9 protein-coding genes are annotated in these 14,316 nt (G+C 72.8%); 4 read left to right on the top strand and 5 right to left on the bottom strand.

Annotation, left to right across the window (positions count from 1 at the left end; translation table 11 throughout):
• Positions 1-236: 236 nt before the first annotated feature.
• The 3 genes from AC559T_RS33725 to AC559T_RS33715 all read right to left on the bottom strand — a co-directional run bounded on the left by AC559T_RS33725 (position 237) and on the right by AC559T_RS33715 (position 3,598).
• Complete coding sequence (locus AC559T_RS33725) at positions 237-872, bottom strand: response regulator (RefSeq protein ID WP_020460044.1); 636 nt, start codon at positions 870-872, stop codon at positions 237-239.
• A gap of 136 nt (positions 873-1,008) precedes the next feature.
• Positions 1,009-2,364 (bottom strand): DUF2889 domain-containing protein, encoded by a 1,356-nt coding sequence (locus tag AC559T_RS33720; protein ID WP_498871273.1) that lies wholly within the window; start codon positions 2,362-2,364, stop codon positions 1,009-1,011.
• A 481-nt stretch (positions 2,365-2,845) separates the two neighbouring features.
• Positions 2,846-3,598 (bottom strand): hypothetical protein, encoded by a 753-nt coding sequence (locus AC559T_RS33715; RefSeq protein ID WP_498871272.1) that lies wholly within the window; start codon positions 3,596-3,598, stop codon positions 2,846-2,848.
• Between the two features lie 354 nt (positions 3,599-3,952).
• Here AC559T_RS33715 and AC559T_RS33710 point away from each other — a divergent pair, with 354 nt between their 5' ends.
• The 4 genes from AC559T_RS33710 to fxsT all read left to right on the top strand — a co-directional run bounded on the left by AC559T_RS33710 (position 3,953) and on the right by fxsT (position 12,086).
• Positions 3,953-4,624 carry an enoyl-CoA hydratase-related protein gene (locus AC559T_RS33710; protein ID WP_498871271.1) on the top strand — a complete coding sequence of 224 codons (672 nt, stop codon included), beginning with the start codon at positions 3,953-3,955 and terminating at the stop codon, positions 4,622-4,624.
• 95 nt (positions 4,625-4,719) lie between these two features.
• Positions 4,720-7,092 carry an FdhF/YdeP family oxidoreductase gene (locus AC559T_RS33705; RefSeq protein WP_498871270.1) on the top strand — a complete coding sequence of 791 codons (2,373 nt, stop codon included), beginning with the start codon at positions 4,720-4,722 and terminating at the stop codon, positions 7,090-7,092.
• Positions 7,093-7,320: 228 nt separating this feature from the next.
• Positions 7,321-9,399, top strand: coding sequence for a tetratricopeptide repeat protein (locus tag AC559T_RS33700; protein WP_498871269.1), 2,079 nt, complete (start codon positions 7,321-7,323; stop codon positions 9,397-9,399).
• Positions 9,400-9,623: 224 nt separating this feature from the next.
• The gene (fxsT, locus tag AC559T_RS33695; protein ID WP_498871268.1) at positions 9,624-12,086 is read left to right on the top strand and encodes an FxSxx-COOH system tetratricopeptide repeat protein; all 2,463 of its coding nucleotides are present in this window, start codon (positions 9,624-9,626) and stop codon (positions 12,084-12,086) included.
• A 279-nt stretch (positions 12,087-12,365) separates the two neighbouring features.
• On the opposite strand, the gene AC559T_RS33690 is transcribed toward fxsT, so the two are convergent.
• Both AC559T_RS33690 and AC559T_RS33685 read right to left on the bottom strand, forming a co-directional pair.
• On the bottom strand, positions 12,366-13,019 hold the full coding sequence (locus AC559T_RS33690) for a class I SAM-dependent DNA methyltransferase (protein ID WP_498871267.1): 654 nt from the start codon (positions 13,017-13,019) through the stop codon (positions 12,366-12,368).
• A 297-nt stretch (positions 13,020-13,316) separates the two neighbouring features.
• A complete protein-coding gene (locus tag AC559T_RS33685) occupies positions 13,317-13,808 on the bottom strand; it encodes a hypothetical protein (protein WP_112106319.1) in 492 nt (163 codons plus the stop codon).
• Between the last annotated feature and the right edge of the window lie 508 nt (positions 13,809-14,316).

Below are 14,316 nucleotides of genomic sequence, written 5' to 3'. Positions count from 1 at the left end.
CGGGACGTCCGAAGCGAGGTGCGGACGTCCGCGGGCACCTGCTCGGGAATGTTTCGAAAACCGCTCCAGGGCCGGTCCGGCACTTCCCGCCCGCCCCCGTGGCCGGTGCCTCCGCCCTCTACCTGGGGCGGCCGCGCGGCGATGGCACCTCGCCCGCCTGGCACTGGCGGGAGGCACTTACGCGCAGCTGACGGAGTGCCGCCCACCGGCCCCGTGTGTCAGCGGCCGGGCCGCCGTCAGCTCTTGAGCCGGGCCGCGAACACGGCGGCCTGCGTGCGGCTGGTCAGGCCGAGCTTGCCGAGGATCGCCGACACGTAGTTCTTCACCGTCTTCTCCGACAGGTGGACGCAGCCCGCGATCTGGCGGTTCGTCATGCCCTCGGCGATCAGCCGGAGGATCTGGCGCTCGCGGCTGCCGAGCGCGGCGAGCTGCTCGTCCTCGGCGGGCTCGTCGCGCAGCCGGGCCAGCACCTTCTGGGTGACGGCGGGATCGAGCAGCGAGCGCCCGGCGGCGATCGTGCGGATCGCCCCGACCAGGTCGTTGCCCCGGATCTGCTTCAGCAGATACCCCGAGGCCCCCGCCATGATCGCGGCGAAGAGCGCGTCGTCGTCGTCATAGGAGGTCAGGATGAGGCAGCCCACGGCGGGCTGCGCCGAGCGGATCTCCCGGCACACCTCGATCCCGCTTCCGTCCGGCAGCCGGGCGTCGAGCACCGCGACGTCCGGACGGGCGGCCGGGATGCGCCGCAGCGCGGACGCCGCGGTCGACGCCTCGCCGACGACCTCGATGTCCCCGGAGTCCTCCAGCATCTCCCGGATGCCCCGGCGGACGATCTCATGATCGTCCAGCAGGAAGACGCGAACACCAGTCATGATCGTCAAGGTACCCGCGGGGAGACGCGCCGCGGCCTCCCGGACGGGAGGTCGGCCGGTACGGACTCCGGGTGCAGGACTTTTGTCCCTGATGCCCGGTGCGGAAGGCCCGATGACGGCGACCGGTCGGCCATCCTCAGCGGGCGGTGGCCGAGCGGAGCCGCTCGATCAGGTCGGGGAGATCGCCCAGGGAGCGCAGGGTGTCGTTGAGGTGCGTGCACGTGGTCGTCCCGGTGAAGGCGCGCGAGACGGTGCGGCGCAGGTCCGCGGCGCCGAGCCCCACGATGCGCTCGGCGCTGGCCAGTGCCTGGGGGCACTCGGGGCCCGGCAGGACCCCGGCCCGCCCCATCGAGCGCACGACGCGGGCCGACTGGTCGACCGTGGCGTCGATCCCGTACTCGTGCACGACGACCTCGGCGCCGGACGCCTCCCGGTAGGTGTCGCGGAAGAAGGCGTCGGCCCGGAAGGCGGCGGCCCCGTCCGCGGCCCCGGTACGGGCGGGTCCGGCGCCGGCGGGCTCGCCGCCGATCGGGACGAGGTCGATGCGGCGCAGGCGGCGCATGGCATGGGTGCCCATCGGCGGCAGCGGATGCCACCCGAGCGGGTCCTCGTCGACCGCGAGGTCGCCGGCCACGACCATGGTCGTCCGCACCGGGGCCTCGGGGTCGGCGCTGCGCTCGGCGGAGACGCGGGCGAGCAGCCCCTCCCGCTGCCAGCCGGCGCAGACGTCGAGCATCGGGTTGCCGCCGGCCTCCGCGCCGGCGTGCCGCGAGGGGTCGTCGCGGAAGATGCCGTTGCGCCCGAGCGCGGAGCCCGACACCAGGGTCGCCACGGGCACGTCGTCGAGGAGCTGCTCGAGCAGCGAGCGCCGGGTGGTGGACGCCCCACCAGCTCCGTCGCCGTTGCTGTCGGCCACGCCGCTGTCGGTGTCGGCCGCGTCGCCTTCTGCGCCGGCGGCGTCGGCGTCGGCGGCCGCGAGGATCTGCCGGGCGGCGCCGCGGAAGCCGGCCCGCGCCGAGGCGCCGACCAGGCTCGCGAGGCCGGGAACGGCGGGCTCGGACTCGATCTCGAGGACGGGGCCGGGCGCGGCCATGTAGTCGAGGACGACACGCAGCCGCGCCTCGCCGAGGACCTCCACCTCGCCCGTGGCGGTGGTCAGCAGGTCACGGCCGACACCGGTGAGGTGCAGCGGGCCGGTGAGGCCGTCCGGGCGCTCCATCATGATCGAGGTCGTCCGCCGGACGGAGCCGGGGCGGCGCGGCGGTGTGCCCTGCGCCGAGCCGGTGGTCCCCGGCCACTGGCCGACGGCCGTGTCGGCGCCGGGGAGCGGCTGGCCGGTGCGGGGGCCGCCGGTGCCGGAGCGGCGGGCATCCTCGCCGGACCGGGGCCGGCCGGTGTGCGGACTGCGGGGACCGGTCCGGCCGGGGGCCTGGCGGGGCACCTGGGTCGGGGATGCCTGGACGGCGACGGGGGCCGTCTGACCGTGCGCCATGCGCGTACTCCGATCACTGCTGTCGTGCGCGCACCCGCTCCTCGGTGCGCGCGCCCGCGGCTCCCACTCGCCGTGGCTCCCGCTGGCCGTGGCCAATGGCCGCAGCACGGTAGCCGGGGTTCCCGCGGGTTACTTGGCTTCCCACGATATGGCGGGCCGCCGGCAAATCACCTCCCTCGTGGGTGATGGCCTTTTCACATAGCTCGTCCGAATGTGTGACCTGCGCCGCTTGGATGCCGGCCGGTCGTGCCGTGGCCGGACTGTCGCCCGGGGATTCCCGGATGGGCTGTGTTCGAGATAACAGCGAACCAGTGTTCGTCGTTGCCGTTTTCTGTTTCTTATTGATCCCGGTTGTATTCGGAAAACCGGGCGGAGGGCCGCCGTGGCGGCGGTCACGGTCGACCGCGGACGCGTGAAGCCCGCCGGGCGCGCGGAAGCGCGCACCCGGCGGGCGCTGCCGGATGACCCGGCGGAACCCGGATCAGAAGGCGGCTTGCGGGATCTCGAAGACGTCGGTGGGGGCGGTGGCCGTGACCGGCTGCCCGTACTCGGTGAACGTGGCGTCGAGCGTGCCGCTGTCCACGCCGGTGCCGGTCTGGCGCAGGGGCAGGGGCTCGCCGACGTTCGCGACGTACAGGGTGTGGGACTTCGTCGTCACCTTCACCGCGGGCTGGCCCTGTTCGGTCACCTGCTCGATGGTCGGGGTCTCGCCGGCCTTGAGATCGTCGGCCATGTCCTCGATGTCGTCCGCCGCGCCGTCGAGGCTCAGGTTGTCGTCGTTGGGAAGCGGCCCGGTCTTGACCCACTGCTCGGGACGGGCGCCCGGGTACGCCGCCACCAGCCCCTCGCCACGCACGTAGGCCACGCCGCCGACCCGCAGCACCTCGAGGTGCATGCCGTTGGTGTCCATGGACCCGGTGACGGCGCCGTGGGAGTCCAGTCGCAGGTCGACCGACGCCGGCTTGCCCTCGTCGACCCCGTCGCCGGCGAAGTGCACGCTGTCGGCGCCGCGCAGCGCGTTGGCGGCCGCCGAGATGATCTCCGCGGCGGGCTTGGTCTCGATGCCGTTGAGTGGACCGCTCGCCCCTGAGCCCGCCTGGGAACCGGTGGCCGCGGCCTCGCCGGCGTCGTCCGAGCCACCCCCGCAGGCGCCCAGGGTCAGAGCGAGTCCCATCGCCGTCACGACCGCCGCCAGGCGGGGTAGTTGGGTCCATCGGGTCCGGGCGTGTCTCATTGTCGTCCCTTTCTGAGCGGACCGCGGACGGCCGACCGGTGTCGCCTGTCGCTGTGGCCGCCGGTTCCCGCTCGGTGGTTCTTGCCGGATGCCCCCCACCCGTCAACGTGACCTTTGTTGACTTTCGGGACGATACGGACATTTCTTCTGACGCGCTGCATCAGGAGCAGTGCATCGGGGTCGCGTGCGCGACAGAGTGATCCAGCTGTGGGTCGAAGTGGTGCGGGTACCGGGAACCGTTGCGGGGCAGGTGGTCTTCGGCCTGGTCGACGCCACCGGCCGAACCCCCGCCAGCCCGGTCCCGCAGAGTCAGTCCCACCAGCCCGGTCCGCCGTCCGTCCAGAAGGAGCCGCCGTGCCCACGCTCGACCGCCATGACGACGTGTTCGTCCTCGACATCGGCGACGGGGAGAACCGTTTCCACCCGGACTGGATCGCCTCCGTCGAGGCGGCACTGGACGAGGTGGAGAAGGCATCGGGGCCTCGGGCCCTGGTGACCGTCGCGACCGGAAAGTACTTCTCCAATGGGTTGGACCTGGACTGGCTGCTCGCGAACGCCGACCGGCAGCAGGAGTACGCGGTCAGCGTCCACGAACTGCTGGCCCGGATGCTGGCCCTGCCGGTGGTCACCGTGGCCGCGCTGCAGGGGCACACGTTCGCCGCGGGCGCGATGTTCTCCCTGGCGCACGACTTCCGGGTGATGCGGGCCGACCGCGGCTACTGGTGCCTGCCCGAGGCCGACATCGACATCCCCTTCACCCCGGCGATGTCCGCGCTGATCCAGGCCCGGCTGAGCCCGCAGACCGCGCACGAGGCGATGACCACGGCCCGCCGCTACGGCGGCCGCGACGCCTGCGCCGCCGCCATCGTCGATCGCGCGGTGGCGGAGGAGGAGGTACGCGGCACCGGCGTGGAGATCGCGCGAGCCCAGGCCGGCCGGGCGGGGACCACCCTGGGCACCATCAAGGAACGGATGTACGCACCCGTCCTGGACGCCCTGCGCGACCGGGGGCGTCCCCTCAACTGACGCGGCGGACCTCCCCGTTCGCACGCGCCGCGCGTAGCGTCGGACGGACGGACGGCCGCCCGACCAGCGAGCTCCCCGACGACGGACGGACCGCTATGGACCCCGAGCTGAGGACCGGCGAACCGCGCACCGGCGAACCGTGCACCGGCGAACTGAGGATCGGTGAACCGGCGACGTCCGCCGCCGGTGTTTCCGGCGTGGCACACGCGCTGGCGCGCTGCCGGGAGCTGATGGGCGTGCGCCGTTCCGTGCAGACCCTGCGGCTGCTCAACCAGGACGACGGTTACGACTGCCCCGGCTGCGCCTGGCCCGACCCGCGGCCGGACGACCGTTCACGCGCCGAGTTCTGCGAGAACGGCGCGAAGGCCGTCGCGCAGGAGGCCACCCGGGCCCGGGTGACACCGGAGTTCTTCGCCGCGCACAGCCTGACCGACCTCGCCACCCGCTCCGGGCACTGGCTCGGTGAGCAGGGCCGGCTCATCAACCCCGTGTACAAGGCCGCGGGCAGCGACCATTACGCCCCCGTCGGCTGGGACGAGGCGTTCCGGATCGTCGCGGACGAGCTGACCGGCCTGGAAAACCCGGACGAGGCCGCCTTCTACACCTCGGGGCGGACGAGCAACGAGGCCGCTTTCCTTTACCAGCTCTTCGCCCGGGCGTTCGGCACGAACAATCTTCCGGACTGCTCGAACATGTGCCACGAGTCGTCGGGTGCCGCGCTGACCGAGACGATCGGGGTCGGCAAGGGCTCCGTCACCCTGGAGGACCTGGAGACGGCGGACCTGGTGCTCGTCGTCGGGCAGAATCCGGGCACGAACCATCCGCGGATGCTGACGTCGCTGGAGCGGCTGAAGCGGGCCGGTGGCAGTGTCGTCGCGGTCAACCCGCTGCCCGAGGCGGCGCTGATGCGGTTCCGTAACCCGCAGCGGGTCTCCGGGGTGCTCGGCCGGGGCACCGCGCTCGCCGACCAGTTCCTGCAGATCCGCCTCGGTGGGGACATGGCCCTGTTCCAGGCGCTGTCCGCCCGGCTGCTCGCCGCCGAGGAGGCCAGCCCCGGCACCGTCCTCGACCAGGCCTTCATCGCCGGGCACACGACCGGGTTCGAGGAGTTCGCGGCGCACGTACGCGCCCACCTGACCCCCGGCGACGTCGCCACCGCCACCGGTCTACGCCCAGATGAGATCGACGAGCTCGCCGGGCGGGTCCTCGCCGCCGACAAGGTGATCGTCTGCTGGGCGATGGGACTGACCCAGCACCCGGACGCCGTAGCGACGATCCGGGAGGTGGTGAACTTCCTGCTGCTGCGGGGCAACATCGGCCGTCCCGGCGCGGGGGTCTGCCCGGTGCGCGGCCACTCCAACGTCCAGGGCGACCGGACGATGGGCATCTGGGAGCGGATGCCCGACGCGTTCCTGGACGCCCTCGGCACCGAGTTCGGCTTCGCGCCGCCCCGCCACCACGGCCTGGACGTCGTCGACACCATCCGGGCCATGCGCGACGGCCGGGTGAAGGTGTTCGTCGCGATGGGCGGCAACTTCGTCGCCGCGACGCCGGACTCGACCGTCACCGAGGACGCGATCCGCCGGTGCCGGCTCACCGTACAGGTCTCCACCGCGCTCAACCGCTCGCACGCCATCACCGGCGAGCGCGCCCTCATCCTGCCCACACTCGGCCGCACCGAGCTGGACGTCCAGGCCGGCGGCCCGCAGCGGGTCAGCGTCGAGGACTCGATGGGCTCCGTCCACGCCTCCCGCGGCCGGCTGGCCCCGGCCGGGCCCGAGCTGCGCTCCGAGATCGCGATCATCTGCGGCCTGGCCGCGGCGACCCTCGGCCACTCCGTCACAGCCACCGCGCCCGCGGACACCGCTGCCTCCGCCGCCAACGCCGCGCCTGCGGTGGACTGGGCGGCGCTGGCCGAGGACTACCGGCGGGTACGCGCGCACATCGCGAACGTGGTCCCCGGGTTCGCCGACTACGAGGCCCGCCTCGACGAGCCCGGCGGCTTCCTGCTCCCGCACCCGCCACGCGACAGCCGGACCTTCCCGACACCGAGCGGGCGGGCCGCCTTCACCGTGAACACCTGCGAGATCCGGCCGACGCCCCCCGGCCACCTGCTCCTACAGACGATCCGCTCCCATGATCAGTACAACACCACGATCTACGGGCTGGACGACCGCTACCGCGGGGTCCGCCACGGCCGCCGGGTCGTGCTGGTAAGCCCGGACGACCTGGCCGAGCTCGGCATCGCCGACGGCGCCCGGGTCGACCTGGTCGGGGTCTGGACCGACGGCGTGCAGCGCCGCGCCCCCGACTTCCGGGTGGTCTCGTATCCCACCGCCCGCGGCTGCGCCGCCGCCTACTTCCCGGAGACCAACATCCTGGTGCCCCTCGACAGCACCGCCAAGCGCAGCAACACCCCGACGTCGAAGTCCATCCTGATCAGGCTGGACGTCCACCTGGAACAGTGACACGGCCCGCGGGCGCCCGGCGCGGATCCCCACCGAGGTGGCGGCGGCGGGAGTCGGCGGCACGCCCCTGGCCTGCGGCGATGCCGCCACCCCTACCCGGCCGGGCGCGGACGCGGCCGACAGCACGGACCGTCGGTGAAGATGGGGATCCGGTCGACGGGTTCGTCCCGCGGGGGATCGACGCGGGTTACACCGACCTGACCGCTGAGCAGATCCGAGGTGACGCGGGTGCTGACCGGCGGCCGACCGGACCCACGTGAGGGTGTCCGTCCCAGGCTCCCCGCGACCCGGGCCACGGGCGAGTGGCAGCCGGCCGAATGGAACGTCCCGCGCCGCGACCCGTTCTTCGTGGGCCGCGACGCGCTGCTCCAGCGCATCCACCGCGAACTGCGTCCGCCGGGAGCTGGCCGGGGACACGACTTCGGCCGGGGGCGCAACGCAGGTCAGGGACGTGACGTCGGCCGGGGGCGCAACGCAGGTCAGGGACGTGACGTCGGCCGGGGGCGCAATCTCGGGCTGGTGTCCGCGCGCGGCGCGGGTGGGATGGGCGCGTCGCGGCTCGCCGTCGAGTACGCGCATCGGCACGCCGGCGACTACGGCCTGGTGTGGTGGGTGGACGCGGACACTCCCGAGCGCGCCGAGTCGTGCCTGGCCGAGCTAGCCGCCGCCATCGCCCCGCCGGGGGCTGGCCACCGGGCCGCCGTGCTGCGCCGCCTGTGGGCCGAGCTCGGCCAGCGCACGGACTGGCTGCTGATCTACGACGGTGTCGGTGATCCCCGCGACCTGACCGCCGTGGCACCGCCGGACAGCGGCCGGCTGCTCGTGACGAGCCGCGGACCAGCGGTGGCCAGGCTCACTCCCGTGCTGCTCGAGGTCGGCGAGCTGCGCCGGGACGAGTCGGTCCTGCTACTACGCCAGCACCACCGCGGAATCACCCCGCCGGCCGCCGAGACACTCGCCGGGGCGCTGGCGGACGTCCCGTTCGCGGTCGCGCTGGCCGGCCGCCACCTGGCGGCGACCGACCAGCCGGCCGCCGACTACCTGGCCCTGCTCGGGCGGGAGGCCGCTTCCGATCCGGTCGCCGCGGCCGTCGCAGCGAGCCGCGCGCGACTGGACGTGGTCGATCCGGCCGCGGCCGGCCTCCTCGACCAGGTGGCGTTCCTCGCAGCGGATCCCCTGACACTCACCCGGGCGCCAGCCGGCACCGCCGCCGCGGCCGCCCGGCTCGACCGCCTCGGCCTGGCCGACTGGGACGGGGCCACGATCCGCGTGCACGGGCACGTCCAGGCTCTGGTGCGCCGGCGGCTGGCCGGGGGCCGGCGGCCAGCCGCCCTGCTCGGCGCGCAGCGGCTGCTGGTCTGTGCGTACCTGCCCGGTCGCGACCCCGCGGACCCGGCCTCATGGCCGTCACTCGCCACGCTCGACCCGCACATCCGCACACTCACCACGTGGCTCGACGACGAGTGCGCGGACTTCCGCCGGCTGGTGCTGCGCACGGCCCGGTACCTGGCCGCCTCCGCCCGCCACGAAGCCGGCGAACGGCTCACGCACCAGGCACGGGCCCTCTGGGGTGAACGGCTGGGCCCGGACCACCCGGACACGCTTGCCGCCGCCGACCTCGAGGCCTCGATCCGCGCCGACGGGTTCGCCGATCACGACACCGCGCGGGCACTGCTGGGCGACGTCCACGCCCGCCGGGTGCGGGTGCTCGGCGAGCAGCACCGCGACACACTGCACTCGGCGTGGAACCTGGCGCGCGCGGCCGGGGAGAGCGGCGACCACGACGAGTCCGCCCGCTTGCTGCGAGACACCGTCGCCCGGCAGCGGGCGGAGCTCGGCCCGGACGACCGCGACACCCTGCGTTCGGCGCACAGCCTCGGCCACGCCCTGACCCGACTGGGGGAGTACGGGACGGCCCACGACCTGCTCGCGGAGACGCTCGCCCGCCGTGGCCGGACGTCCGGCGCCGCCCACCCGGACACCGTGTGGACCGCGGCGGTGCTCGGTGTCGCGCTGCGTGGCCTCGGCCGTGGCGCGCACGCCCGCGACCTGCATACCCGCGCGCTGGCCGGCGCGCGGGCACGGCTCGGCGACGAGCATCCGCTGACCCTGTACGCGGCGCTGCACCTCGCACTCGACCTGGCCGCCCTCGGCGCGGCCGACGCCGGCCGGGACCTGTTCACCGAAGTCATCGGCTGGGACGTCGTCGGATGGCGCGACAACTCTCCGGCGGGCCCACGAACCTGGGTCGTCCGGTGGGCCCGGGGCCACCAGGAGGACATCCGCCGACTGTGGTCGGGTAGCTGAGCTCGGTCGCGGGCCGTGGCCGCCACCCCTGATTCGATCTTGTCGGGAAACCATAGGTTTCCGGCCAGGGCCGGGATGGGTGTCGGACGGCTGGATCGCCGTCACCTGTGCCTGAGGATGGTCGGCTTGCCGGCCCTCTGCCTGCGGCTCGGTTGTTGGCGCGGCGGGGAGGCGGGACGCGTCTGGTTGGTGACGGCTTGTGGTCGTTCTGGCAAGCTGCGGGCATGGATGTGGGCACGGGGGCCCGGGGACCGGTCGGCGGGGAATCAACGTCCTCGGCGGGTTCGGGCGGTGGGGTGGACTTCTTCGTCTCCTACACCGGGGCGGATGAGGCGTGGGCGACCTGGGTCGCCGAGGTGCTCGAAGCCGCGGGCCGCACGGTGGCGGTGCAGGCGTGGGATTCCCCGGCGGGGGAGAACTTCGTGACCTGGATCAGCGTGCAGATGGGCGCTGCGGCCCGGACGGTTGCGGTCTGTTCGCAGGCGTATTTCGCTTCGCACTGGTGCACCCAGGAGTGGACCGGCGCCCTGGCCGGGCGGAAACTGACCCCGTTGCGTGTCGCCGACTGTCCAGTCCCGCCGGTGCTGTCGACCATCTCCTACCGGGACCTGTTCGATGTCGACGAGCCCGTAGCGCGACGGCGTCTGCTGGAGGCGGTCGGCCTGGTCCACCCCGTGCGGGTGTCCGGTGGCTTCCCCGGCCGCCCGGCCGCCCCGCCCTCGGTGGGGGCGGTGTTCCCGGGGCGGCTGCCCGCGGTGTGGAACGTGCCCGCGCGGAACCTGCTCTTCACCGGCCGTGACACCCTCCTGGACGGCCTGCGCACCCAGCTTGCCGCCGGTACCGGCCGTGTCGCGATCGCGGCGTTGCGGGGCGCCGGTGGGGTGGGTAAGTCGCAGCTGGCGGTGGAGTTCGCCTGGCGGTATGCCGCGGACTACCAGCTGGTCTGGTGGGTGGACGCGGAAACCTCCGCGGGTCTGCTCGCCGGTCTTGCCGCTCTCGCGAACACTCTCGGGATCGGCTCGGGGGATCTGCCGGTCCGGGCGGGGGAGGCGCTGGCGGAGCTGGGACGTCGACAGAGCTGGCTGCTGGTCTATGACAACGTCGGCGACCCGGCGACGTTGGCGCGGATGCTTCCGCCGGCCACGGGACGGCTGGTGGTGACCTGCCGCGATCCGGGGGTGGGCCGGGTCGGGGTGGAGTTGGTCGAAGTCGGCGAGTTCACCCGTGCCGAATCGTTCGCGCTTCTGCGCCGCTATCTGCCCACCCTGTCCGACACCGCCGCCGACCAGCTCGCTGACGCGCTCGGTGATCTACCGCTGGCCGTCGACCAGGCCGGGGCTTTCCTGGCCACCAGTGGTCTCCCCGTGCACGACTATCTGGCCCTGCTGGCCACCCGCCCCGCTCTGCTGCTCGCTGAGGAGACGCTGCATCATCCAGGGCTGGCCGCGACCGTCACCGCTGCCCGTGAACGGCTCGGCAGCGACCATCCGGGTGCTGCTGGCCTGCTGGATCGGCTGGCGTTCCTCGCCCCCGAACCCATCCCACTCCGCCCCGCCGGCAGCGAATGGCTGGCCCTCGGGGATCCCTACACCACGCACACCGCGCTTGCCGCGATCAGCAGGCTCGCGCTCGCCCGCCGCACCGACACCACCCTCCAGCTGCACCGCCTCGTCCACGCCCTCCTGCGGGCCCGCCTCACCGCGGACCAGCGGCGCATCGCCCTCGCCGGTGCCCTTGACCTGCTCGCCACCGTCTACCCCGGCGAGGCGGAGGACCCCTCGGCCTGGCCGACCTACGCCACGCTCACCCCCCACGTCACCGCGGTCGCAGGCCATCTCGCTGACTTTCCCGGCCTGGCCGAACCCGACGGGTTCCGGCTGCTGCTGCACCGGACCTGCTGGTACCTGCACTGCAGCGGCCAGAACCACAGTGTCCGCACCCTCAGCCACACCACCCGCACCCGCTGGATCACCACGCTTGGCCCTGACCATCCCGACAGTCAGATCATCACCACCGCCCTTGCCACCGCGCTGGCCGACCTCGGTGAGCACCGGGCGGCGCGGGAGCTGGCCGAGGACACCCTGACCCGCCGTCGCCGGATCCTCGGCGACGACCACTCCCTCACCCTGCAATCGGCGAACAACCTCGCCAACCAGATGGCCGCCCTCGGCGAGCACCAGGCCGCCCGCAAGCTGGCCGAAGACACCCTGAACCGAATGCGGCGTCTCCTCGGTCACGACCACCCCGACACCCTGGCCTCAGCGAACAACCTCACCCTTCTGCTGGCCGACCTCGGTGAGCACCGGGCGGCGCGGGAGCTGGCCGAGGACACCCTGACCCGCCGTCGCCGGATCCTCGGCGACGACCACCCCCACACCCTGCGCTCGGCGAACAACCTCGCTTTCCACCGGGCCGCGGTGGGGGAGCACCAGGTGGCGCGGGAGCTGGCCGAGGACACCCTGACCCGCTGCCGCCGGATCCTCGGTGAGGACCATCCCGACACCCTGGCCTCAGCGCAAAACCTCGCCATCGATCTCAGTGCCTTGGGAGAGCACCAGGCAGCCCGGGAACTGGCCGAAGACACCCTCACCCGCCGCCGGCGCCTTCTCGGCGACGACCACCCCCACACCCGCGACAGTGCCGGCCAGCTCGAGCTCCTCCTCGAACAGCTCGGCCCGGCCCTCTGACGCCCGCCTGATCATCGACCTAACCCACCCGACTGATCTTGTCGGAAATCCGTCCGGGCGTGGGTGTGATCTTCATCGACAAGTGGCGGTGGTTCTTCGGCGTTCTGGTTCGCCGTATCGGGCATGCTTGCGGCGCTTGGACGAGCTGTGCAGGAGGAGCGGTCAGTTCCCTGGGTGTCGTGGGGCCGTTCTGGGGGCGCGGGCGGTGTGGTCGTGGTCGGCGAGGACCTGATCGATCGTGTACCGGGCGGCGTCGCACGTTCGCGAGGGGGCGGAGGCTTACGCCTCCTGCCGGCGGCGGGCCAGCAGCTGTGCCTGTCGGCCTCGTTCTTCGTCCGTCGGTGCTCGCACCAACTGGGCGACCTCGACAAGCCCTGCCTGCCGCGCCAACCCGGCGAGGTGGTCGGGCGGCCAGCGGTAGGCGCCTGTCACCCGATGGTCGTAGGCGTGCACCTCGGCCGCGGACTCGTCTGTGGCCAGGAAGCCGAGCAGCAGGTGGCCGCCGGGCGCCAGGACGCGGTGGACCTCGGCGAGGACGGCGGGGATGTCGGCGGGCGGGGTGTGGATGAGCGAGTAGCGGCAGAGGGCACCGCTGAGCGCGCGGTCCGGCAGGTCCAGCGCGGTCATCGTGCCCACCTCGAACCGCAACCCTGGATGAGAGCTTCGAGCCAAGGCGACCATCTCCGGCGACAGGTCCACACCGAACACGTCCAGCCCCAACCTGTGCAGGTAGGCCGTCGCATAGCCGGGCCCGCAGCCAAGGTCCGCGACCGGGCCCGCGAGATCGCGCACGACGTCGGCGAACGCGGACAGCAGCGCACGCTCCAGCGGCTGGCGATCGAGCACGTCAGCGAAAAGCTCGGCATACACCTCGGCCACACCGTCGTACGCCGCCGCGACGGTCGCCAGATAGCTCGGGGCAGACTCGGCCATGGTCGATCATCATAGGCGCGGGCCACACGATCATCGGCCCTGCCAAACAACGCGACCGGAACCCTGCCATCTATCGGGGCCGGACAGAAGGACCCGCATCAAGATGGTCAACGGTGTTGACGGCGTAGGTTGCCGCGGTGATCTTGATCGAAGTCTGCAGCTGGCGGCATCAGGACGGTACGGACGGCGACAGTGCCGATCACCGGCGTTCGATGCTGCCGATGAACGGGTTGACCGTCCGCCGCGCGGTCGACGTCCTCGACCTGCACCCCGGCAGGTCTCTGGACGGTCTCGTCTCTACTCGTGCGGCAGTCCCTGGCGGTCGCAGGCGGTGAGCAGATTGGGGCCGTCGGTGCGCAGCTGATCGAACGCGAGGGTCTGCAGGTCCTGCTGGACCGGTTCGATCCCCTCGACGAGGGGCTGGTAGCGACTGTCCGCTTCGCTCGCCGCGGTCAACAAACCCACGGCGCCCTCGATACGCAGTGTGGTCGCGAATACGAGCGACCGGTAGTCGGTGATGGCGAACTGGTCCCGGGTTCGTGCCGCCGCGGCGCATCCCGCCGCCGCGTCCGCCTGGGCGTCGGTCGCTTCAACCGGGTCGGCGGGCAGACCCGCGGTGCGACAGACGGCGAGCGCGGCCGGGATGGTGTCGGTCAGACCGGCGATATCCAGGCGGTCGGTGTCGTCTCCGATCCGGTTGACGGCCTCCTTCAGCACGGTGAAACGGCCGTCCTGCTCCGCCGCCGCGCCGGTGAGACGCTGCGCACCTTTCAGCCGGTCACCAGCCACCCAAGGCTGGGACGCATCCGCCGGCAGTCGCAGGTCGTCCGTGCTGCGGGCCAGAGCGACACACGCCGCAGCCGCGTCCGCCGCAGCCGCCGCGGGGCCGGTCGGCGCCGGGCCGGTCGAACCATCACCCGACGACTCGCCGTCATCCGCACCGCATCCGACCAGCAGAACACCCGTAACGACAAGCACCGCAGCTGATCCCCAGCGACGCGAACGCCATCCACACCACATGCGCCAAGTGTGACAAAAAGGACGAGACTCCGCCCCCGCCCTCCTATTTGCGATCTTGATCGTGGGGGCTTGGTGCGTATTCGAGCCTGTCGTTTAGTAGTGTTAAACAGGTATCTAGTATCGTCCCGGCTGTTCGCTCTCTGTGTCCGGTGCGGCTTCGGCCGGCTGGGAGCGGGCGACCGCTGCCCGTCCGCCGTCGGCGGTACCAGTCCCACTCGCGGTACCTGTGACGTCGTGCGGGCCGGAGCGGGAGAGTGATCGGATGACGCAGCCCGGC

Source organism: Frankia sp. Hr75.2 (assembly GCF_949319125.1).
Taxonomy (GTDB): Bacteria; Actinomycetota; Actinomycetes; order Frankiales; family Frankiaceae; genus Parafrankia; species Parafrankia soli.
This window is presented reverse-complemented; position numbering and strand designations above follow the sequence as displayed.

Bases quoted from the DNA above. Each gene is read 5' to 3' on its own strand.
- AC559T_RS33725 (WP_020460044.1), bottom strand. From the start codon at position 872: ATGACTGGTGTTCGCGTCTTCCTGCTGGACGATCATGAGATCGTCCGC.
- AC559T_RS33720 (WP_498871273.1), bottom strand. From the start codon at position 2,364: ATGGCGCACGGTCAGACGGCCCCCGTCGCCGTCCAGGCATCCCCGACC.
- AC559T_RS33715 (WP_498871272.1), bottom strand. From the start codon at position 3,598: ATGAGACACGCCCGGACCCGATGGACCCAACTACCCCGCCTGGCGGCG.
- AC559T_RS33705 (WP_498871270.1), top strand. From the start codon at position 4,720: ATGGACCCCGAGCTGAGGACCGGCGAACCGCGCACCGGCGAACCGTGC.
- fxsT (WP_498871268.1), top strand. From the start codon at position 9,624: ATGGATGTGGGCACGGGGGCCCGGGGACCGGTCGGCGGGGAATCAACG.
- AC559T_RS33690 (WP_498871267.1), bottom strand. From the start codon at position 13,019: ATGGCCGAGTCTGCCCCGAGCTATCTGGCGACCGTCGCGGCGGCGTAC.